Origin of the sequence: Paenibacillus sp. FSL F4-0125, from assembly GCF_038008565.1 — a bacterium.
Lineage (GTDB): Bacteria > Bacillota > Bacilli > Paenibacillales > Paenibacillaceae > Paenibacillus_AQ.
Map to the genome: position 1 here is coordinate 4,276,800 of NZ_JBBOZJ010000001.1, position 20,938 is coordinate 4,297,737.

22 protein-coding genes are annotated in these 20,938 nt (G+C 39.7%); 8 read left to right on the top strand and 14 right to left on the bottom strand.

From position 1 onward, the window contains the following. Nucleotides 1-189: 189 nt before the first annotated feature. Nucleotides 190-1,743 carry a response regulator transcription factor gene (locus NST74_RS18990; RefSeq protein WP_341113835.1) on the top strand — a complete coding sequence of 518 codons (1,554 nt, stop codon included), beginning with the start codon at nucleotides 190-192 and terminating at the stop codon, nucleotides 1,741-1,743. Nucleotides 1,744-1,806: 63 nt separating this feature from the next. Next, the gene (locus NST74_RS18995; protein WP_341113836.1) at nucleotides 1,807-3,513 is read left to right on the top strand and encodes a sensor histidine kinase; all 1,707 of its coding nucleotides are present in this window, start codon (nucleotides 1,807-1,809) and stop codon (nucleotides 3,511-3,513) included. A gap of 116 nt (nucleotides 3,514-3,629) precedes the next feature. Here NST74_RS18995 and NST74_RS19000 read toward each other — a convergent pair whose 3' ends face one another. Next, the gene (locus tag NST74_RS19000; protein WP_341113837.1) at nucleotides 3,630-4,229 is read right to left on the bottom strand and encodes a GNAT family N-acetyltransferase; all 600 of its coding nucleotides are present in this window, start codon (nucleotides 4,227-4,229) and stop codon (nucleotides 3,630-3,632) included. 185 nt (nucleotides 4,230-4,414) lie between these two features. Between NST74_RS19000 and NST74_RS19005 the strand changes: the two genes are divergently transcribed. Next, entirely contained in the window at nucleotides 4,415-5,227 is an 813-nt protein-coding gene (locus NST74_RS19005; RefSeq protein WP_076121153.1) for an undecaprenyl-diphosphate phosphatase, read from the top strand. A 71-nt stretch (nucleotides 5,228-5,298) separates the two neighbouring features. Here NST74_RS19005 and NST74_RS19010 read toward each other — a convergent pair whose 3' ends face one another. The 4 genes from NST74_RS19010 to NST74_RS19025 all read right to left on the bottom strand — a co-directional run bounded on the left by NST74_RS19010 (nucleotide 5,299) and on the right by NST74_RS19025 (nucleotide 8,717). Then, nucleotides 5,299-5,898, bottom strand: a complete 600-nt coding sequence (locus tag NST74_RS19010) for an isochorismatase family protein (RefSeq protein ID WP_341113838.1) — start codon at nucleotides 5,896-5,898, stop codon at nucleotides 5,299-5,301. Beyond that, nucleotides 5,870-7,099, bottom strand: coding sequence for a multidrug efflux MFS transporter (locus tag NST74_RS19015; protein ID WP_341113839.1), 1,230 nt, complete (start codon nucleotides 7,097-7,099; stop codon nucleotides 5,870-5,872). Before NST74_RS19015 ends, NST74_RS19010 begins: the two co-directional genes overlap by 29 nt. 75 nt (nucleotides 7,100-7,174) lie before the next feature. Further along, on the bottom strand, nucleotides 7,175-8,050 hold the full coding sequence (locus tag NST74_RS19020) for an AraC family transcriptional regulator (RefSeq protein WP_341115931.1): 876 nt from the start codon (nucleotides 8,048-8,050) through the stop codon (nucleotides 7,175-7,177). Nucleotides 8,051-8,195: 145 nt separating this feature from the next. Next, nucleotides 8,196-8,717: a CAP domain-containing protein gene (locus NST74_RS19025; RefSeq protein ID WP_076121156.1), complete on the bottom strand. Its 522-nt coding sequence runs from the start codon at nucleotides 8,715-8,717 to the stop codon at nucleotides 8,196-8,198. Between the two features lie 175 nt (nucleotides 8,718-8,892). Between NST74_RS19025 and NST74_RS19030 the strand changes: the two genes are divergently transcribed. Together NST74_RS19030 and NST74_RS19035 are read left to right on the top strand one after the other, a co-directional pair. Beyond that, nucleotides 8,893-9,318 (top strand): MarR family winged helix-turn-helix transcriptional regulator, encoded by a 426-nt coding sequence (locus NST74_RS19030; RefSeq protein WP_341113840.1) that lies wholly within the window; start codon nucleotides 8,893-8,895, stop codon nucleotides 9,316-9,318. 84 nt (nucleotides 9,319-9,402) lie between these two features. Next, the gene (locus NST74_RS19035) at nucleotides 9,403-10,812 is read left to right on the top strand and encodes an MDR family MFS transporter (protein ID WP_341113841.1); all 1,410 of its coding nucleotides are present in this window, start codon (nucleotides 9,403-9,405) and stop codon (nucleotides 10,810-10,812) included. Between the two features lie 48 nt (nucleotides 10,813-10,860). Here NST74_RS19035 and NST74_RS19040 read toward each other — a convergent pair whose 3' ends face one another. From NST74_RS19040 to NST74_RS19065, 6 genes are all read right to left on the bottom strand, one after another. After that, a complete protein-coding gene (locus NST74_RS19040; RefSeq protein ID WP_341113842.1) occupies nucleotides 10,861-11,334 on the bottom strand; it encodes a GNAT family N-acetyltransferase in 474 nt (157 codons plus the stop codon). A 40-nt stretch (nucleotides 11,335-11,374) separates the two neighbouring features. Further along, on the bottom strand, nucleotides 11,375-11,644 hold the full coding sequence (locus NST74_RS19045; RefSeq protein WP_341113843.1) for a hypothetical protein: 270 nt from the start codon (nucleotides 11,642-11,644) through the stop codon (nucleotides 11,375-11,377). Between the two features lie 35 nt (nucleotides 11,645-11,679). Further along, the gene (locus NST74_RS19050; protein WP_341113844.1) at nucleotides 11,680-12,342 is read right to left on the bottom strand and encodes a DUF421 domain-containing protein; all 663 of its coding nucleotides are present in this window, start codon (nucleotides 12,340-12,342) and stop codon (nucleotides 11,680-11,682) included. A 101-nt stretch (nucleotides 12,343-12,443) separates the two neighbouring features. Continuing rightward, on the bottom strand, nucleotides 12,444-13,562 hold the full coding sequence (locus NST74_RS19055; protein ID WP_341115932.1) for an ATP-binding protein: 1,119 nt from the start codon (nucleotides 13,560-13,562) through the stop codon (nucleotides 12,444-12,446). Nucleotides 13,563-14,866: 1,304 nt separating this feature from the next. After that, nucleotides 14,867-15,616 (bottom strand): DUF4184 family protein, encoded by a 750-nt coding sequence (locus NST74_RS19060; protein WP_341113845.1) that lies wholly within the window; start codon nucleotides 15,614-15,616, stop codon nucleotides 14,867-14,869. Between the two features lie 19 nt (nucleotides 15,617-15,635). Continuing rightward, a complete protein-coding gene (locus NST74_RS19065; protein WP_341113848.1) occupies nucleotides 15,636-16,340 on the bottom strand; it encodes a class I SAM-dependent methyltransferase in 705 nt (234 codons plus the stop codon). Between the two features lie 117 nt (nucleotides 16,341-16,457). On the opposite strand from NST74_RS19065, the gene NST74_RS19070 reads away from it, so the two are divergent. The 3 genes from NST74_RS19070 (at nucleotide 16,458) to NST74_RS19080 (ending at nucleotide 18,234) form a co-directional block, all read left to right on the top strand. Further along, nucleotides 16,458-17,285 carry an AraC family transcriptional regulator gene (locus NST74_RS19070; protein WP_341113850.1) on the top strand — a complete coding sequence of 276 codons (828 nt, stop codon included), beginning with the start codon at nucleotides 16,458-16,460 and terminating at the stop codon, nucleotides 17,283-17,285. Between the two features lie 73 nt (nucleotides 17,286-17,358). Next, the gene (locus NST74_RS19075; protein WP_341113851.1) at nucleotides 17,359-17,820 is read left to right on the top strand and encodes an SRPBCC family protein; all 462 of its coding nucleotides are present in this window, start codon (nucleotides 17,359-17,361) and stop codon (nucleotides 17,818-17,820) included. 54 nt (nucleotides 17,821-17,874) lie between these two features. Continuing rightward, nucleotides 17,875-18,234: a VOC family protein gene (locus NST74_RS19080; protein WP_341113853.1), complete on the top strand. Its 360-nt coding sequence runs from the start codon at nucleotides 17,875-17,877 to the stop codon at nucleotides 18,232-18,234. 159 nt (nucleotides 18,235-18,393) lie between these two features. On the opposite strand, the gene NST74_RS19085 is transcribed toward NST74_RS19080, so the two are convergent. The 3 genes from NST74_RS19085 to NST74_RS19095 all read right to left on the bottom strand — a co-directional run bounded on the left by NST74_RS19085 (nucleotide 18,394) and on the right by NST74_RS19095 (nucleotide 20,900). Then, nucleotides 18,394-18,870: a GNAT family N-acetyltransferase gene (locus NST74_RS19085; protein ID WP_076120698.1), complete on the bottom strand. Its 477-nt coding sequence runs from the start codon at nucleotides 18,868-18,870 to the stop codon at nucleotides 18,394-18,396. A gap of 168 nt (nucleotides 18,871-19,038) precedes the next feature. Continuing rightward, nucleotides 19,039-19,818, bottom strand: coding sequence for an SDR family oxidoreductase (locus NST74_RS19090; RefSeq protein ID WP_341115933.1), 780 nt, complete (start codon nucleotides 19,816-19,818; stop codon nucleotides 19,039-19,041). A 20-nt stretch (nucleotides 19,819-19,838) separates the two neighbouring features. Beyond that, a complete protein-coding gene (locus NST74_RS19095) occupies nucleotides 19,839-20,900 on the bottom strand; it encodes an NAD(P)/FAD-dependent oxidoreductase (RefSeq protein WP_341113855.1) in 1,062 nt (353 codons plus the stop codon). Nucleotides 20,901-20,938: the final 38 nt, after the last annotated feature.

A 20,938-nucleotide genomic window follows, 5' to 3' on the forward strand; every position in this document is an offset into this window, starting at 1 on the left:
ATAATCATTCGTTCTTTCTTAGTATTAATTATTGTTTATTTAATAAATGTTATTTTTTTCCTAGTAAAAATTATGGTCGATAGCACTTTTTATTTGTATATAGCTTTTCAAACCAGATTCCTACCGTAATATGAAAGATTGTTATATGATGAGAAAAATACAACAAGAGAAATAACGGGGTGTCCTACTATGAACAATAACGTTTCAACCTATCGGGTGATGATCGTAGACGATGAAGCCATCCTTCGGACGGGGATTATGCATTTATGTAACTGGAGCAATTATGGAATTGAAATCGTTTCCCAGGTCTCAAATGGCCAAGAAGCGCTCGACCATATCGAATCCACTCGTCCACATGTCGTCATCACCGATATTGTGATGCCAGTTATGGATGGAATAGAATTCTCAAAAATCATGAAAGTGAAATATCCGGAAATTAAAATTATCGTATTAAGCAGCTACAGTGAATACGATTATGTTCGGGAAGTCTTTAAATACGGCGTTACTGATTATTTACTCAAACCGAAAGTCTCTTCTGCTGAGCTTATAACTTTAATCCAGACATTGTGTGGTTCAGTGAACTTACATACATCCGGTAATATTCGTCCTAATCTGGACATTTCGTTGATCCTTGCCCAATGGTTTGAACATGATGCGTTACCAAATGAAGAATCTAAAGACTTGCTCACAAAATATTTCCGAGGAAATTGCTTTATGCTGGCAAAAGTCAGCAACAGCTTACTTCTGTCCAGAACAGAGTGGAGTCAAAACCAAATGGAGGAGCTCCTTCTTTCATTGGCGAAGCAACATTTATCTAACAACTTAACCTATTCTTTTATATTCCTTAAGACTGAATTTCTAATTCTCTTAAACTATGAAGAGACTGCAGCTCAAAATATAACGACATCCATTCAATCATTAGCTGAGGCCGTGAAAGAAAAGCTTCTGTATATCTCATTTATTCTTTCCAATCCATTTTCCGGTTTAGAACAGATTAAGGAAGCCCATTTGCGATTAACACCATACCTTGGCAAACTGATCTATTTCCCAACACAAGTAGTAGTTCCGGAAAATGCAATTCTCATTCCTAGCGAAAAGGTATCTTTCGACCTGAACCAGTTTACTTCATTCTTACGGATTTTGGCTATAGATGACGCCAGAGAACAATTGAAAGCGTTTTTCCTGAAAATCTTATCTACACAGGACTATGACGAATATAGCTTGAAACGTTTATGTCAAAATCTCATCTATACGGCAATGAGTACACTTGAGCATATTAAGCAGCCCATTTCTGAGCTTGGTTCGTCCAGACTAAAGTTATTTAAAACCATTGATTTAGCCTATAGCATCAGTGAATTAGAGAGTATTTTGATACAATTCCTAGATGCACTGAAATCCAGTATGAAACAATCAGATCAACAATCGATGATTCTGCACCAGATTTATGAATACGTCAACAAACATTATGCTAATGAAATCTCATTATCAGAAATGGCAAATACCTTGCATCTTAACTATAGTTACCTCTCCTCTTATTTCAAACAGCGAACGCAAGAGAATTTAACTACTTATATCAGCAGGGTGCGAATAGATAAAGCGAAAGAACTGCTGCTGGACCCTAATTTAACCGTATCAGAAATCAGCCGTTTAACCGGATTCTCAGAACATAATTATTTCTCGAAGGTATTCAAAAAAATGACTGGAAAGACTCCTGTGGAGTTCCGTACTCAAATCTCCCAGTAAAGACAGGTGAACGGCTTGCTTCGTAAGAATAGTATCTTTATCAAAATTCTAACCCTTATGTTAATGGGGATTCTTGTAATCTCCTTCATCCTTACCATGGCCTCCTCGAAAATTTCAGAGCGGATTCTACTAAATCAAGTCGTGCAGAATTCATCCGCCAATATGAATTTGGTAAAGAATGATCTACTGCGATACAATGACCAGGTTGTGAATACGATGCTGCAGATAAACAGTAGTGTTGAATTTAAAAATTATATTACCAAGCCGGCTCTGACCTCACTTGAGCATACCAATCTGGTCATGAGTCTTGGAAGATATATTGATATCTACAAAGATTACCTCAGTCCCGATAACTCCCATATCATTGTTTCGGCAATGCCGGGAAAAGGAGGACGCCATTATTCAAGCAATAACTTGAAATGGGATAAAATACCGGATGAAATCGTATCGGATTATATGACGATTAATGGAGTTATCCCCAATCGAATTCAATATCATAGCAGTTCAGATCTTTTCAAAGAAACTGTACCCTATAAAAACTATATTTTTGCTACGAAACCTTTGGTAGATAGTGCTTCCGGTTCAATGTACGGATATACAGCCGTTGTTATGGACGAGCTTAACATCTATCTTAAATACAGCCCCTACATTTCGGAAGGCATTCATATCTCGCTTATCTCAGCAGAGGGTACGATTCTCTCCAGCAGCAATAAGGATTCCATAAGCACGTATAATTCCGTTCTTCTATTGAATGCCATGAACGCTGTGGAGCAAGGAGGTATCGTCACAAATTCAGAAAATAAACAAACCTATATTTCGTATTTCCTTCCGGAGTTTAATGCCTACATTATGGAGGAGGTTGATCAATTAACTGCATTTGCGCCGCTATATACAATCTCAAACGAAATCATCAAGGTAGTTAGCATTGTACTGGTGATTAGCATGTTGTTTGTCTATTGGCTTAGTAAACGAATCATTAAGCCCCTGAATCAGTTAGTCAATACGATGAAAACATCCAAAGGGGACAGTCTGAAATTGCATCCCTTGCAGGAAGATGGCAGCTATGAGACTAATGTATTAACCAAAGCCTACAATCATCTGATTAGAGAAATTGACCGGTATACCGAAAGAGTTGTCTACGAACAGCAGGAACGCCGGAAGGCAGATCTCAATGCTCTGCAAATGCAAATCAACCCTCACTTCCTGTATAATACGCTGAGTTCGATCAAATATTTAGCCAACATGCATCGGACCCAACAGGTGGATCAAACGATCGATAGCCTCATCTCCATGCTTCAGAATACCTTAGGATCTACTGAGGATATGATTACTGTAAAACAGGAGATGGAGACTTTAAAGCATTATGTATTTATCAATCAGATCAGATACGGTGATCAAATCGGTGTCCACTTTGAGATTTCTGAAGACAGTACGGAGCTGTTGGTCCCCAAGCTGATCATCCAGCCTTTTGTGGAAAACGCGTTTTTCCATGCTTTCCCTGGATACGTTAGCGGCAATATTCAAATCTTCATCTCCCAGCGGGATGAGCATTTAATCATCGAAATTATGGACGATGGTATAGGGATGCCGAACGCTCTTGAGCAGGTGAATGTACGCAAAAAACATCATTTATCAGGGATTGGCATCCAGAATGTTCATGATCGAATTCAGCTGCTCTTTGGATCACCTTATGGTATCCACATTGAAAGCGAGCCAGGTTATGGCACAGCCATAAAAATAATCATCCCTGCTGCGCAATATAGTTCATGATCAAAAAAAGTCAGCTAAATTATAGGGAGGTTTTCCCTCTTCCCATTGTAGAGTACGCAAAAAAGGGCTGCCCCAAAAGCCATGAAATGGCTGAATGGGACGCCCCGTTTTAATAACTACTCAGTAACACTTGGAGTATACGCCATACAATACTGCTCTAATGTACTGTTGGGTAAAGGGATAACCTTAACCGTGCGGAATTGATAATGCTCATAGATGGGAAGATTACTTAGCGTCTGTGTCTCTAACGTACATAATGCGTTCTTCTCAAGGCATTCGGCGAGCAGCGGCTTCATGATCTTTGATACATAGCCTTGTCCACGGTAACGTTCTTGCACTGCAAGCATATCTAAATGCAAATACTTCTGATCCCCAAACATAGATAACCATAAGGAACTCATACTGCGCAATATGGATAACCCTCGAAAAAACCCTCGTACACCAATCATTCGGCAAATCGGTAAACACTTAATAATCGCAAGCCCAATTTGTTTCGTATAGTTAAGGTTCGCAATCAACGTCCCCGTTTGACGCTCCGAATGAAACACTAAGGCGACAGCTTCATAATTAGTTGACGTCGTTAATAAATCCGAATATGGATACAGCATTTCAATATAACGATGAAAAAAAATATTTAATACGCGGAGCCTGGTTGTTTCATCTGGCAAAATATGCTGATACAACGGATCATCCTTTGCGAAGGCTTCTGCCAGCACACTGGCGGCTTTCGGAATGTCCTGCCGATGAATTTTGAGTAATGTACTACAAATAATTCCACCTCATTTAATAGTCTTATGAATTAGTATAACTCCTTCAACTGAATATGGCACGATGGTTCTATTGTCATTTCTTTTTAGAATGCGATATGATGAGTAAGATTACAAAAATACTGGGAGGTAAAATGGAAGATATTATACTGTGGCTTAAATACTTGTTACTAGGGTTTGTTCAAGGGGCAACTGAGCCAATCCCCGTCTCCTCGAGCGGCCATTTGATCATTGCACAGAAATTGCTAGGTTTAAAACAGAATGGGCTATCCTTTGAAATCTTAACAAATACGGCTTCACTAATTGCGATTTGTTTTATTTTCCGAAAAGATATTGGAAGATTGATCACTGGATTCATTCAATTTATTCTGACCCGCAAAGAGGAATATAAGTCGGATTTTCTATTCTCTTTGTACATCATCATTGGCACTTTGCCTGCTGTAATTGTTGCACTACTCTTTAAGGATCAGATTGAGGATATCTTCTCATCAGTTCATACCGTATCCATTGCCTTGCTTGTTACAGGGGTAGCTTTATGGTTGATCCGTAACCTGCGTGGCCGTAAACAAGATGGTGACTTAAAGGCGAAGGATGCAGTTATCGTCGGACTTGCCCAAGCAGTCGCTCTTATTCCCGGAATAAGTCGCTCTGGTGCAACTGTCATCTCTTCCATCGCTGTGGGAATGAAACAAGAAACTGCTTTACGCTTTTCTTTTATGCTTTATATCCCTGTCAGTTTGGGCGGACTTGTCATGGGCGTATCTGATATTGCCCACGATCCTAACCGCTCGCAGCTGGCGATTCCATACTTGATTGCGTTTATTACTACACTAATCGTCACCTATTTCTCTATGCGCTGGTTTATGGGGATTATGGCTAAGGGTAATTTGAAGTATTTTTCTTATTACTGCTTCTTGGCGGGAATCCTACTCCTCATCTTTATGTAAGTATACAATTCCCACAAAAAACCCTCATGATTACTCTGTTATCGCAGAGATTGTCATGAGGGTTATTTATACTATTTTAACATGGAAATCACTTCATCGCTCGACCGAATCTTACCCATGCGGGGAAAAATAGTTTTACACACATACTCATGCTCCTCTTTAGTAGAGGCAGTCATAGCATCCTCCACAAAAAATTGATTGTAACCAAGCTGATAAGCTTCTCTAGCTGTCGTATCCACACCGATGGATGTAGATATACCACACAATACGATCGTATCTATACCGCGGCGACGTAACTGCAAATCAAGATCTGTTCCGAAGAATGCACCCCACTGACGTTTAGATATCACATGTGCATTTTTGAAACTGGCTAATTCAGGCACAAGAGTATCCCAGCCTTCCGGAAACGGAAAGGCTGCTGCACTCATCTTTAAATCTGTTTGAGGCCTTAACATATCATATCCATCTAGCGATGATACTCTAACAAGTACAACAAATGCCCCCTTTTCAGTGAAGGCTTGAACTAAACTACAGCCTTTCTGAACCACCTGCTCACCTGTATGCGGTGCCTTATTAGGCATGTTAACAATTCCATTTTGCAAGTCGATTACGACCAGTGCCGTTTTCTTTGCATCCATACATTCAGTTTCTGAGCTCTTTAATTCTTCCATTGTTTTCTCTCCTATTTATACTAAGTTTTTTATACACATTAAAATATACCCAACCTGCATTTATCAACAACAACGCACTCGTAATAAAGAATACATCCCGGATCTCCAACCAGGCTGCCACTTGCCCACCTAATACCGAGCCCGCAAATGTGCCTAGATAACCTGCCGACATGTTAAGTCCAAATACTCTGCCAGTAAGAGCATCCGGCGTGATTTTCTTAACAAGGATATTAACAGAAGGCACTAAACCACCTGCCGCTAAACCTAGTAGAAAACGAAGACCCATTAACTGCCAAGGATTCTGCACAAACGCTTGTGGAATAAACAGAAGCCCTGCAGCTATAAGCGCAACTAGAATGACCTTTTGAGCACCTATTCGATCAGACAGCTTACCAAGTCTTGGAGCAGCTATGATGTTAGCCAGTCCTGAAGCGGAGAAGGTCATCCCTGCAAGCAGAGCCACATGGTTAGCACTCTTGGATAGCTGACTCACATATACCGTAATAATCGGCTCTACAGAGTATAAAGCAACCGTTAGAATAAAGAAGGTTACGAACAAAGTGAGCGTTAGACTCTTCTCTGGAACACTGCTCCAGACTTCCTTGATACTAAGCGTTCTTTTATCTTCACGATGAAAAGACTCCTTCACAAACAAAGCAGTTGTAATGAAGGCAACGAGCATCAGTCCACCCGTAACAAAAAATGAACTTTGTAAACCCATGTTCTCTGCAATAAAACCGCCAATCGTAGGACCTAGCAAAGCACCTGCAATACTAGCCGTTGAAAGTGTTCCTAAAGCATAACCTGCATGTTCCTTATCCGTCTGAGTAGCGATTAATGTAGTACAAGCCGTACTATACCCTGTAATTGTGCCCTGAAGTAATCGAAGAGCAATTAATACATACACATTAGGCGCAAAACCCATACAGCTTATAACGATCGCCATCCCAAGACTCGCACGTAAAAGCATGGGTTTACGCCCGAACCTATCTGCCGCCTGCCCCCAAATGGGTGAGAATATAGCTGAAACAATAAAGGTAATCCCAAACGCAAGGCCAGAAAACTGAGTAATGGAATCAGCATTTTCTACGCCAAGATGCTTAATGTAAAGTGGCAAGACTGGCGCAATCTGACTCATTCCCACACCTGTTACAAACATACCGAACCAGCAAACAATTAAATTCCTTTTCCACATGGGCATACAAAAAAGCCTTCTTTCTGCTAACAATAACAACCTCATATTAACAGTCAGATTGGCTATATACCATGCATTATTCTAAACTCCATGGACATTTTTGCTGTGAAATTCCGAGGGGCTGATGCCTGTCATTCTTTTGAAAATTCTGCTGAAATAAAATTCATCCGTAAAACCAAGGGTTTGCGCAACCTCTTTGATTTTCATGTCTCCTTCGAGAATCAGCTCTTTCGCTTTATCAATTTTCATTTTATTAAAGAACTCTATGATCGAATAACCTGTGATTTCTTTGAACGCTCTCGACAAATAAGCAGGTGACAGCTGTACTAATTCTGACAATTCACTCAAGCTCACTTTATGATTGAGCTTTTGATGCATATAGTTAATGATTTTTTCCACCTTTAAGGAAGTGGAATAATTTTGACTTTGTTTTTGTGTATTTTGAGCAATCGCGATGATAAGCTGCTGTAACAAAGTCTTCGCTACAAATTCATATCCCGGCAGCTTGGTATTCCAGCTTTGAATCATTGTTCCGAAGATATCTTCTACCTGATAATAATCCTTCAATTCATTTACCGCTTGAAGATGGAGCGTTCTTACATGACCATTAATTCCCCATTCCTCTTCATTCATGCTTACCTTCGCATAGTTGAAATGAACGGACAGAAAGCATAAGGGATCTTCAGCATCGATCTCTATTGAATGCTTAACCCCTGGAGAAATGTAGAATAACATACCCGCTTTAAACGAATACCTTTTGTGTTCGATCATAAAACTGCCCTTCCCACCAGTCACTAAGAGGAGTTCATGATGCTGAAGGGTTCTGACAAGCTTGCTCCAATTTCTCTTGGGATCATTGAAGTATCTATAATTACAATACAGAATGTGAAAAAAAAGATCACTTAGATTCATAAAATCCCCCATATGTATCGTCTTGGAGTAACCCGCTTTAATCATTGTATTATTTAGTTCCAGAAATCGCAAAAAGAGTTTTACTAAGATCCTACACATAAAAGAACCCACCCTGTAATTGAACTTCACCTCTATAGTAGAACACCGTTCGAGGCGCATTTCATTAAAGAGCGGATTCTCAGAACAATCCTTATGGTTTCTGGATAAACAATTGTGTCCAATAATGTTGATATTGGCTAGTAGCTGTTCCCCCTACATAACCAACCCCAATATCCGTAAAGCGAGGATCCAAAATATTTGCTCTATGACCAGCACTATTCATCCACGATCTCATTACTGCCTCAGGCGTTGCTTGTCCCTCCGCAATATTTTCTCCATAAGCACGCCAAGCCACTCCAAATCGATCTAACATCTGAGAAGGAGTACCGTAAGTTGGAGAAGTATGACTAAAATAATTATTATCCCTCATATCTCTTGATTTCAAAACTGCAAGATCGGTGAGCCGAGAATTAAGAGTTAATGCAGCAATTCCTCTACTCGTCCGTTCTTCGTTAACTAATCGAAAGACTTGAAGTTCAAATGCATTGGCTTGTCTGATATGAATCCTTGATTGCCCTACTCTTTTCGTTGTTTTACTCGAAGTACGTTTCACTGTTGAGCCTTTGGAAATAGAACTTTTTACTCTTCTTATTGATGATATTCTTTTTCTCATAATTTCCCCTCCAGCAATGTATTTATAACAATATATTGTGGAAGAGGTTTTCACGCTTGTACTTAAGTCTATAATACTACTATAAATTTACTTGACTTGTATTAGTTACTTTATGTTAATATAAACAAAACCATAACGTTGATATATCATCTATATTTGAATTAGGAGAGATCATATGGATTCCAAAGACCCGCTTGGTTTAGTTATTCGAGATTTGCATTTAGAAATAGCCCATTATTTGACCAAATTGCTTGCCCCTGTTCGACTTGCTCCTGAACAACATTTACTTATGGCTTTGCTGCTGGAGAAAGAAGGTTTATCTCAGAACGAGATTGCTTATAAACTTGGGAAGGACAAAGCCAGTGTTGCCCGAATGATCGCTAGCTTAGAGAACAAGGGTTACATTCATAAAGTAACAAGTACGCAAGATCGTCGTTCGGTAAATGTTTTTGTAACAGACGAAGGTAGACAATTAGAAACTAAGATAAATGAGGTGACTATCCAATTAAACGAAATTATTGCAACAGGATTATCTCCTGCGGAATATTCAACACTAAAAACTTTATTAACGCGTGTACAGAATAATGTAAGAGATGCGTAAATGATTTTCTCTGTCCTATAGTTGACATATCATCTATTCTATATAAAAAATGAATCTATTTCTGAAAAGAGGTTTCTTCCTATCATGGAATCAACAGCAGCTGTTCAAGTTAAACGTCCCGCCCTTATGGCCTTCTCACTTATGCTAGGTGCATTCGTCGGGCTATTTAGTGAAACCGCCTTAAATATGGCTTTTACCAACTTAATGGATGAATTCTCAATCAGTGCCTCAACGGTTCAATGGCTAACCACCGGATATTTACTTGTATTGGGAATACTCGTTCCAATATCCGCCCTATTAATGCAGTGGTTTACCACTAGACAATTATTCACAGCTTCTTTGCTATTATCTATCGTAGGTACATTAATTGCTGCCCTCTCCCCAAATTTCACCTCGTTATTAATTGCGCGTTTAGTGCAGGCCTTGGGAACTGGTTTATTACTCCCCCTAATGACGAACATTATTCTAATTATTTTCCCTGCACATAAACGCGGAACCGTCATGGGGATGATGGGACTAGTGATTATGTGTGCACCAGCCATCGGCCCAACTTTATCCGGTTTGATCGTGGATCATTTGGGTTGGGCGTTTATCTTTTGGATAAGCTTACCTTTATTATTATTTACATTTGGATTTGGATTAACCTTCATCAAGAATGTAGCCAATATTACTAAGCCAAAAATAGATAGTTTATCCATCCTGCTTTCTACTTTCGGATTTGGTGGCATCGTATTTGGATTTAGCAACATCGCTGATCATGCTTTAAATGAAATCATTGTCTATCTGCCTCTTATCGTGGGTGTCATCAGCTTAATCCTGTTTGTATTCAGACAGTTTAAGGTGGAAACGCCGATGCTGAATTTACGAGTATTTAAATATCCAATGTTTACAATAGGTCTGGTGATGGTCTTTTTAGGAATGATGATCATTTTATCCTCTGCCATTTTATTGCCCTTATATTTAAAAGGAGGGTTATTGTTATCAGCTACAGCTGCAGGAGTTCTACTCCTTCCTGGCAGTGTGATTAACGGAGCTATGGCTCCAGTTACTGGAAGAGTATTTGATAAGTTCGGTCCGAAATTATTGCTGCCGCTTGGGTTTTCCATTGCAACAATTGCTGGTTTTCTATTTACAGGCAACTCTACTGAAACTAGTAGCCTAACCTTTATTCTCATACATTGCGCAATGTTTATCGGATTAGCCATGGTCATTATGCCCGCTCAAACCAATGGTTTAAATCAATTACCTGTGAAATACTATCCGGATGGGGCTGCGGTTATGAATACACTTCAGCAAATCGCAGGAGCCCTCGGTACAACGTTTGCTGTTACGCTAATGTCTAGCGGACAAACTCGGTTTGCAAACACAAATCCAACAGCAGCACAGCCTGAAATTTTAACCGCTGGAATTACACATGCTTACTTATTTATCGCAGCAATTGCAGGAATCGGATTGATTTTATCGTTTTTTGTGAAGCGTATTAGAGTTTACTAATTGTAATCAAAAAAGACAGTGGACATAAGATGTCCGCTGTCTTTTTTGTTAATCCATAAGTTTCTCATAAAATACTAAAGTTAATTTACCGTTTATTACCTTTGTTTCTTCCGTTCGTTTATACTCTACCTTTTCATATAAATAGCAGTTCCTCTGCTCTTGTTCTATACTATCCAGCTCCCACTTTTTTGCATCGCTATATCTCTGTTCAATGTTTGCAAAAACCTGCTGGGCAATCCCCATTCCCTGGTATTCTGGCATAATAAATATGGGGCTGACACGGTAAGTATTGTTTTCCTTTTTAACGATTCGGACCCCACCCACAGCAATATCAGAATTCTTAATCATAAAATAATCTGTAAAAGGCTGATTAATTCGATCTATCATTTTTTCTACGGACTCATTGGCAGGGCTCGTTTCATAGTCCTTATATTTCTCCAGCAATGGCATAAAGGCTTTGACTTGCATTTGATGAATAAATTCCGCATCACTTACTTCTGCTTTACATAAAGAAATTCCCATGAAATTTGTCCCCTCCGAATGTTGCCTAATATAAAGACTATCAGATATTCTTTTTATCACCCGATCTAGAGGAATCTCTAAAAGAGCCCGAAATGCCCGTAAAAAGTCCAATTATACCAATAAACATTCCTATCCCGCGACCGTCCTCATAGGCTAATATCACAACTGCTCCAAATAATGTGGTGTGAAGGCCAAAAAGTTGAGTTTGTAGCACGCTAGGTCGGATAAAATCTAATAATGCTCCTGCGTGAAACATTACCGTAACTAACACAACTAGAGCGGTTAAAATCAATAATCCTAAATTTAGCATGATAACCTCCGTTAGAATATTATTAACAACAAGGTTTATCGTTTGTTTTTAGGTATGATATAGAGCGATCCGTCTTCCTTGTATTCAGCATAAGCAATATCTTCAATGCGTTTATAACCTTGCTCCTCGATCCATTCGTGGATCAGTATCTTATTCATCGGTCTGCCACGCATGGAATCTTCCAGTAGCCTGCCCTTATCTATAATTGTAATGGAAAAATCAGAAGACTGCTCCGGCTGCCCATCTTCAGACTTGCGTATAACCGACAAAGAACCGTTCGTTTCAAGCAAAGCATACTTTACTTCACTTAGAGAAAATATATTTTGCTGCCGCAGCATAAACAGCAGTTGGGTAAACTCGATATCATATTTCTCCATCAAATCCTGATTTACATTACCATCGTCGATTAGCAACACTGTCCGACCTTCCGCCATGTTCCCGAACTTCACAAAATGGGTAGTCGCCTTTTCAAACAAATAAGACAAAGCGGTCCAGACGAATAGAGCAAACAGCAGCTGCCAGATCTTCACCTCATCATCGTATATCGTATTACCAACAATCTCACTTAAAATCAATGATGACAGGAAATCGAGTGGTGTCAATTGGCTAAGCGTCTTGCGGCCAGTAATAAAGGTAATAATCCACAAACCAAAGAAGCTGATGATCAGTTTGACACCTATAGTTATAAAAACCTCCATAGCTGCACCTCCTGATGGATTCATACAGGCTCGTAGCCTTTTTACACAAAATCCATTCATGAGAGGTATTACACTTTCCTAATAAAGGATAAACAGTCCGATTAAGTTGGGATAGTGATCAGAAACGTTGTTCCTTTGCCTTTTTCACTATCGACTTCAATATTTCCTTTTACCTTATCAATGGTACTGTAGACCATTAGCATTCCCAGTCCTGTTCCTTCTGCTTTGGTAGAATAATACGGCTTACCTAGACGTGATATTTCTTCCTTAGTCATTCCAATGCCAGTATCTCGAATACTGATGATAATATTTTGTTTTTTTTCCGAAATATCAATGAACAGGGTGCCGCCCTCTTTTTCTTTCATGGCTTCAATTCCGTTTTTATAAAGATTAATTAAACATTGCTGTATTTGGTTCCGATCATAGTTTTTTTTTAACGAATTATTAAAACTAAATTTGACCTCTACTTTGTGCATAGTGGCATAAGGCATGATGATATTTTTAGTATATTCAGACTCCGCCTTCATATTAGAATAAACCATATTTTCGGACTGTGGCTTGGCAAAAGAGAGATAATCACTCACGATTTTTTCAGCCCTTTGTAGTTCTAGCAGAGATAGTTCTACGTATTGTTTTTCCTCTCGGGTGATCGAATTAGATTTATTCAACAGTTGTAAAAAACCGCTGGTCACTGTAAGTGGATTTCTTATTTCATGTGATACACTAGCCGCTAGCTCGCTGACGACATTTAATCTTTCAGAATGCATAATTCGGTCGCGATTCTTAATATTAGTAATTATCTTTTCTATTAGAATCATATTGATACTCATCACCCCGGCATGCGTCGTAAAGGCATTTAAGGTGAGAATCCAGAATTCCCTATCTAAACTCCCCTGTGTTAAACCTAATGTAATTAGGTAAAATCCCATCGTCAGAAAAGAGATGCTCGTTGCCGCGATGATCCGACCTTTCGACTCTAATTTTAAGAACCTTTTACTATATAGTGGGACCAGGATCAGGATTGTGGTGGCAAAAAGAAAGGATTGTAACGTCCCCTCTCCCCCCACATAGAATCGATAGATATTTAAAAGGATATATAGCGGCAGAACGTTCTTGTACCCGCCAAAAAGAGCCACAATAATAAATGGGACATATCTCAAATCAAAAATAAAGCCAATATCGAGTTTAAACGGTTTAGCAATACAAAGACACATGGTCACTGCCGACAATAGAACTAGAATCTTACTATTATAAGCAAAAGCTCGATTCTCAAAGAATATTAGAAACATTAAGATTGGAAACAATAAAAACAAGAAATTCAAAAGCAAAGTCTCAAACAAGGGATAACTTCCTTTCAGGCTAGTGTTGCTTAAAATAAAGGATTAGACAGCGTGCTGGAAAAATACGCTAAAGTAATATTATAAGTTAAAGTTCCTCTTATTAACTATGTATTTCTCAACCATTTTTAAAATAATAAAAAAAACACCTGACGGCGTCCTTAGAGGTAAAGTTACAAGCTGAGTACATCCGTAATTCCATACTCGTATCCGTGTGAGGTTCTGCTTACTAACCGCATAGCCTTTATTTCGATGAAAAAAGCACATATATTAGGGACGGACCATATTGCACTACTTATTCCCTAATAACAAGCCCATTCCGGGTGAATCAGGGCGAATAACGGCGCTGGCTCCGTTTACGATACTGTCAGCACATTTGTATTCGGTTTTTCGCATACATTTGGCTCGTTTACGATACTGTCGGCACATTTTATTCGATTTCTCGCATACATTTGGCTCGTTTACGTTACCGGCGGCACATTGTATTCGATTTTTCGCATACATTTGGCTCGTTTACGTTACCGGTGGCACATTGTATTGTTTTTTCGCATACATTTAGATCGTTTACGTTACCGGCGGCACATTGTATTCGGTTTTTCGCATACATTTGGCTCGTTTACGATACTGTCGGCACATTTTATTCGATTTTTCGCATACATTTAGATCGTTTACGTTACCGGTGGCACATTGTATTTGGTTTTTCGCATACATTTAGCTCGTTTACGATACTGTCAGCACATTGTATTCGATTTTTCGCATACATTTGGCTCGTTTACGATACTGTCGGTACATTGTATTCGATTTTTCGCATACATTTGGCTCGTTTACGTTACCGGCGGCACATTGTACTCGTTTTTTCGCATACATTTGGCTCGTTTACGATACTGTCGGCACATTGTATTCGATTTTTCGCATACATTTATCCGTAAGCTCGACTAAAACATGCATTTCTGGAGGATATAAGGTCCACTCGGTCCGTTATACATCCCAAAAGAGGCGTGTACTTAATAAAAAACAGGGCTCCCCATGGCCAGCAGTTGAATATAGGACCATCCATTGAATTTATTTCACATTTCTCCGCAGTCTCAAAATTTCACAAATTCTTTTATTGCAAAAAACATTCAATGGATACTTTAATGATGCGATGATATTCTTACTCGTAATTTATTTAACGAATCGAATTATGATTATTTTGTCTTTTGTAAACCTCTTATTATGATCGATACAAGCAATATTCCTAAACATCCCCCTGTAATAGGCGAAACCACAAGAATACCAATTATATTCCTGCTCGAACTAAAAAGTAACTTTATACTGGTTACTGCTATCGCTACAACAACTACTGATGTCCAGAAAATATTTTTTTGTCTTGTTGTTATTGTTGGTATCATGGTTACCGTTTCATTATGGCGATACAACGACCTAACTATGATCCAAGTTACCATGAGTAATCCGAATATGGAAAACGAATGCTGCAATATTTTATAAAAAGTGAAATTATAAATCACTATATCCCTTAATGGGGGAAATTGTTCTACAAAGTAACCATTGAAATGTGTAAATCCATCGATGAACACATGAGTTAAAAAACCGATAATCACAGATAAGATAAACGCTGTCCAGCCTGTAGAATTCAATCCCCGCTTGCTCAAGATATTGTATGCTCGTTGATCTATATTATAGTATGAAGGAAGATGCAATACTAAACTCTCCTTAACTATTCTATGGAAAATCACTGCAAGGATCACACAAAGAGGAATCGCCTGCAATATTAATCCTTTTATAGAATGCCCTATACTTTGATAAGGCTCCAGCATAATAAAATATTCAAAATCAGGTGACATACTTCCTAGAATCAAGCCGGTAGCACTAAAGTATTTTGGTTTCACATTTTTAAAAGGAAGTGCAAAAATAGGATGAGCAAAAGTGAAAGGCATAACAATCTCCTAGTCTTTATTATATTTTTTTAGCAACAAAGGTTATACAATCTGTTGTCAGTTTTACGGGTTGTCCATTTCTATCAATTTTATATTCTAATGATTTTACAAATCGTTGTTTAACTTCCCATCCAGTGTACTGCTGAACTAATAAATCCATCATTCTTTCTGTAGATATATTCACTTCGAACATCGGGTCTAGTTCTTGTCCATTTTCAAGGATTACCTCTTGTATGTTCGATCCGATAATAATGCAATTGATTCCATTTCTTTTAGTTCCAATAATCATTTCGTTAAGCTTACTTTCCAGAGCTTTTTCCGAACTTATATGTTCCAAGGCAGATACAGCTAAGATAATGTCATATTCCTCTTGATCGATAATGAAATATTCAATGTCAGATAGTCTTGTTACAATAAATGGTTCAACTCCAAATTTTCGACTATAACCTTCCAATTTTTCTATGGCCGACTCCAATAAATCAACACAAACTACCTTTCCATTTCTATTTTTCATGGATTCCGCTATGGGGATACTATTTCTACCAATCCCAGTTCCTAAATCTAATACACTTAAGTATTCTTGATCTTTGTATTCTTCTAATAGATCGATTACCGTCTTTACGGGTCTATGTAGCCAGGAACCTGGCTCGAACAAATTATAACTATCGTAACACAAGTCATGATATTTCTTCTCTTCAGTTCTTATATTCGCTACTCTGTCCATATCACACCTCGAGCTTTCCTTATTACATATTTTCAACTAAGCATTGTACTGCGTTCAAATAAAACCTAAAATACTACATATATAGGTTTTTTTGATATTACACACTATGAACCCCCTATGATAATGAAGGAGATGGTTAACGTAGAGCCTACTCATCTACCACATCATAGCTATATCCACGCGACGGAGCTAGCTATTCAATACATGAAGGTGCATCTTGATGAAGAAGTAACCTCAGAGCAACTCGCTCATCTAGTCGGTTATAGCGCCTATCACTTCACTAGAATATTTAAGAAGGCAACAGGAATTTCACCACGCCAATACTTGTCCGCCTTGCGGATAGAATCTGGTAAACAAGCGCTGCTGAAACAACCTTCGTTACTAACGAAGATTATGCTCTCGATAGGCTTCCGAAGTGCCGGCTCCTTCCATCATCGGTTCAAGCAATTCGTCGGCCTATCACCTAAGAAGTTTGCAGCCACTTCATCTGAATTATTCTCCCATATGAATCAATATGAACACACACCCTTATCATCTGATATATTGCCATCCTCACCACAAATGTGCATTCACTGTCAGCTAGAGACACCACCGGATTTTCGCGGTCTATTATTTATAGGTTTATTTCCACGCCCCATTCCCGATCAGAAACCCATCGTCGGTACTGCGCTCAATATGCGCAATCGCCAATGCATATTTACTGATATCTCACCTGGTACGTATTACATACTTGCAGCAGGTATTCCATGGAGTCGGAATCCTGTTGACTATTTTAAGTTAGATACTTGTTTGCGAGGAAAATTTGATGAACCTGTTGAAGTGACTATTACAACGAAGTTACACGTACAAATCCTATTAAGAGATCCGCTCCCGTATGATCCACCAATCGTCGTTAATTTGCCGCTGTTATTGTTTGAGAAATTTAACCGAAAGCGAGCAAACTAGAAGACTTTACAAGCTGATTAATCACATATACTTAATCAAATTGACAGAAATCTTCCTGATAAGAGGTGACCAGATGAGTCTAGTATCACAAATCGTCGTAAACAGTAATCTAGATTTGGTCTGGAAGGCATGGACTGAAGCGGATCGTCTATCGGAATGGTTTGCACCAGAAGCATTAGTCGAATTGAAGGAAGGCGGGAAATACGAACTTTACTTCGATCCTAGCAACAAGCAATCGATGAGTACCGCTGGCTGTAAAATACTTCAGATAGAAGCACCTCATACACTCGTCTTTGAATGGAAAGGTCCTGATCCGTTCTCTGAAGTCATGAATAAGCCCGCAAATCTAACACAGATTGAGATGAAATTGAAAGCTCTTTCCGATGGTACACTTGTTACGATATGTCATTCGGGATGGACAGAATCTGAACCGTCACAAACCGCTAGAAGCTGGCATGAGCAGGCTTGGGCACAGATGCTTTCAAGTCTTAAGAACAAGTTAGAGGCAGGTCAAGGAATATTGTGCTGTCAATAAATGATCCTATCCCTTATTTGTGCACGTATTCTAACCTATTGGAGGAATAATTATATGCCTAATATCAGTGTTATTTCTATTAACATAGCAGATATGACTGCTGCCATTGATTTCTATTGTAATAAATTAGGATTCGAAATCTCCACCCAATATGATGATTGCCTTGTTAGCTTGAAGCACGAACCTATCCCGATTGTACTCTGTCAAGTGGAGCTCAATACTCAAGTTCAGTATCCAAGAGAATCACAAGTTGTAATTGGACTCCAAGTCGAGGACCTAGTCGCTTCTATTCAGCAATATAAGCTGCTTGGTATCAAAGTGCTATACGATGAACCTCGCGAGTGTCCTCCAGGCATCTATAGCGCCATTGAAGATCCGTTTGGCAATGTAATTGAACTGTTGGAATATAGATAATTAGTATAAACCGTTACTAGCATTTTCGAGTAGCGGTTTCTCTCATTGCTTTCAGACATCAATGCCAGTTCCATCTCCGAACGTGAATTGTGATTTAATACTGCTTCAAAGTAACGATGATTTCACGAAACGGTTCGAGATCTCCAAGTGGAAAGCAAATCAAAGTCGCAATAGGGTCGTTAGCTCGCCTTCAATAATTTCGCCGCTGTCACGGAAGCCGAAGCTTTCATAGAGTCTTTTAGCGGGCAAGTTATCAGCCTTATAAGAAATCCAGCAATATTGTGCGGGGCCTGCTGGTAAAGTGCGGATAAATTCCAAAATTCTTGTCATGGCTTCTCGACCGTAGCCCTGATTCTGGTATCGTTTATCAATCATTAGTCGCAGGATACAATAGCTATCGTTCACGAATGATGGAACTTCATATCCAGTGATCCCATAAGTCAACATCACAAAACCAACCGGCTCTTCATCCGCGTAAATCGCAAACGGAATTGGATGACCACCATTGGTTACAAGGACATAACATGAAGCCATACTTGATAAATTGGACGCAACGAAGCGACGTTGATCATCTGAAACTTCCAGGTTAAAAATGGCACGTCGGTTTTCTAGTGTAATCTTTCTGAGAGTAATCATGCAGGTCTTCCCCCTTCTTAAGTTTGGATATTATATCATCATTTCCCATGTTTTGTAGCGACATTCTGCCTACTAGCTGAAAAAGGCTACCCATCAATCGGCAGCCAAGTTGAAGTATTTATTTGATCTCAAACCTTATGGAAATTTCCCATTGTAATGCATGTCTTTTTATTTCCCTAGAAATCCACCTTCAGATTTTATCACTTGCCCCGTAATCCATTGCGAATCATCACTCGCTAAGAAACTAATACCTCTAGCTGCATCTTCTGGCAACCCAATTCTCCCCATAGGAAACATAGGCAAAAAATGAGCTTTCATCTCATCTGTTATCCAGCCGGAATCCGTAGGACCCGGATCAAAACCATTGACTGTGATATGTAGTGGGGCTAAACCAACCGATAGAGGTTCGATCAACCCTATTAATGCACCCTTTGTCATTATATACGCCAGATTATTAGGATCAGGTCCTTTTGAGACCATAAAGATAATTCTACCTGGAGTCCCCTTTGGATGATTTTTTTCGAATCTCTTGGCAAACTCAGTGCTGAGTAAAACCGTGCCTCGATTGTTCACTACATAATGTTGATCTAATGAGGTGATATTCAGATTCTGATAATTCGTCGGCACACAGTAAGCCGCATTGTTAATCAAAATCGAAGCCTTTCCTAATGACTCTTCCACCTGATCCATAATCTTTATCGAGATTTCAGGATTGGCAAAATCTGCTTCCATATGTCTTGCCCTGACTCCCAAACTTTTCAGTTCTGCACATAGTTGATCCGGCCATTCTTTTTCTCCACCATTCCCTTCTGTTTCATCAAAGGGATGCCAATGCGTAAAGAAAATATCCACCCCCTGGCTTGCAAGTGAACGGCATATGGCTGTACCGATCCCTGTGGATCTGCTTGCTCCAGTAACGATTGCTATTTTATTTTTTAATGAGTTCAGCTATACCATCTCCAATCATTTCAGCTTCGTTCCTCTACAAGTTCAAACGCTCTGTTCTTTTCATCAAAATTGCCGTTATGCGAGGAAACCTGCACTCTTGTTGGCGCATCCGGCTCGATATACATCTTAGCACTATTCACGGCTAAAGCCGCGTCCGTGAAAGCTCCAGCAATAAGATACAGCTTACTGCCGTAATTTGCAATATCACCAGCCACAAATACACCCGGAAGATTGGTTGCCAGCTTCTCGTCCGCATTAAAATTCCAATCTGTTCTCGCTAACCCCCAATGTAACACTGGACCGAGATCACCGCTGAGCCCATGATTAATTAAGACGGCGTCCACCGCGATACGATCCGGTTCTGTTTCATCCGTCCATTCCCCGTCTTCATTTAATTGTGCAATCGAAACAGCATCAAGGAGCGTGCCATCCCCGTATAAATCCGTAATGGAATAAGGCGTGAGGACTTGAACACCAGATGCCATCATCCGCCTCACATTCCGCTCCAGACCGCTGAAGCGGTCCCGGCGGTGCACGAGCGTAACCGATGAAGCGATACCCACTAGTTCATTAGCCCAATCAACAGCTGAATCACCGCCTCCGGAGATTAACACTCTTTTACCGCGAAAGCTCTCCAATTCCGTAACGGTATAATGGAGATTTCCCTTCTCGTAATTCTCCGCTCCATACAGGCTAAGCTTAGCAAGCTTTAACGCACCATGACCTACGGCCAAGATCAGCGTCCGGCTCCAATGCTGTTCTCCGGTTGCAGACGTTATGCGTGTCGTGCCATCAACCAATCTCTCCAACCCTGTAATTTGTTGCCCTAGCACAATGGTCGGATCAAAGGTTTGAGCTTGCTGAATCATGAGCTTTGTAAGTTGAGCGCCACGAGTAGGCCCCATGCCACCGACATCCCAGACGATCTTTTCCGGATATATTAACGTCCTTCCTCCGAGCTCCTCTCTCGCCTCAATCAGCTTCGTCTTCATGTCGCGCATGCCGCTGTAAAAGGCAGCATACAAGCCCGCCGGCCCTCCACCGATAATGGTTACGTCAAAAAGCTCCAATCCCTGAGTCATTCTTTGCCTCCCTCTGTTCTCAATCCCCACGAAAGGGG

Coding starts and splice junctions, on each gene's coding strand:
- NST74_RS18990 (WP_341113835.1), top strand. CDS start 190: ATGAACAATAACGTTTCAACCTATCGGGTGATGATCGTAGACGATGAA.
- NST74_RS18995 (WP_341113836.1), top strand. CDS start 1,807: ATGGGGATTCTTGTAATCTCCTTCATCCTTACCATGGCCTCCTCGAAA.
- NST74_RS19005 (WP_076121153.1), top strand. CDS start 4,415: ATGGAAGATATTATACTGTGGCTTAAATACTTGTTACTAGGGTTTGTT.
- NST74_RS19010 (WP_341113838.1), bottom strand. CDS start 5,898: ATGGAAGAATTAAAGAGCTCAGAAACTGAATGTATGGATGCAAAGAAA.
- NST74_RS19015 (WP_341113839.1), bottom strand. CDS start 7,099: ATGCCCATGTGGAAAAGGAATTTAATTGTTTGCTGGTTCGGTATGTTT.
- NST74_RS19020 (WP_341115931.1), bottom strand. CDS start 8,050: ATGATTAAAGCGGGTTACTCCAAGACGATACATATGGGGGATTTTATG.
- NST74_RS19025 (WP_076121156.1), bottom strand. CDS start 8,717: ATGAGAAAAAGAATATCATCAATAAGAAGAGTAAAAAGTTCTATTTCC.
- NST74_RS19030 (WP_341113840.1), top strand. CDS start 8,893: ATGGATTCCAAAGACCCGCTTGGTTTAGTTATTCGAGATTTGCATTTA.
- NST74_RS19035 (WP_341113841.1), top strand. CDS start 9,403: ATGGAATCAACAGCAGCTGTTCAAGTTAAACGTCCCGCCCTTATGGCC.
- NST74_RS19040 (WP_341113842.1), bottom strand. CDS start 11,334: ATGGGAATTTCTTTATGTAAAGCAGAAGTAAGTGATGCGGAATTTATT.
- NST74_RS19045 (WP_341113843.1), bottom strand. CDS start 11,644: ATGCTAAATTTAGGATTATTGATTTTAACCGCTCTAGTTGTGTTAGTT.
- NST74_RS19050 (WP_341113844.1), bottom strand. CDS start 12,342: ATGGAGGTTTTTATAACTATAGGTGTCAAACTGATCATCAGCTTCTTT.
- NST74_RS19060 (WP_341113845.1), bottom strand. CDS start 15,616: ATGCCTTTCACTTTTGCTCATCCTATTTTTGCACTTCCTTTTAAAAAT.
- NST74_RS19065 (WP_341113848.1), bottom strand. CDS start 16,340: ATGGACAGAGTAGCGAATATAAGAACTGAAGAGAAGAAATATCATGAC.
- NST74_RS19070 (WP_341113850.1), top strand. CDS start 16,458: ATGATAATGAAGGAGATGGTTAACGTAGAGCCTACTCATCTACCACAT.
- NST74_RS19075 (WP_341113851.1), top strand. CDS start 17,359: ATGAGTCTAGTATCACAAATCGTCGTAAACAGTAATCTAGATTTGGTC.
- NST74_RS19080 (WP_341113853.1), top strand. CDS start 17,875: ATGCCTAATATCAGTGTTATTTCTATTAACATAGCAGATATGACTGCT.
- NST74_RS19085 (WP_076120698.1), bottom strand. CDS start 18,870: ATGATTACTCTCAGAAAGATTACACTAGAAAACCGACGTGCCATTTTT.
- NST74_RS19095 (WP_341113855.1), bottom strand. CDS start 20,900: ATGACTCAGGGATTGGAGCTTTTTGACGTAACCATTATCGGTGGAGGG.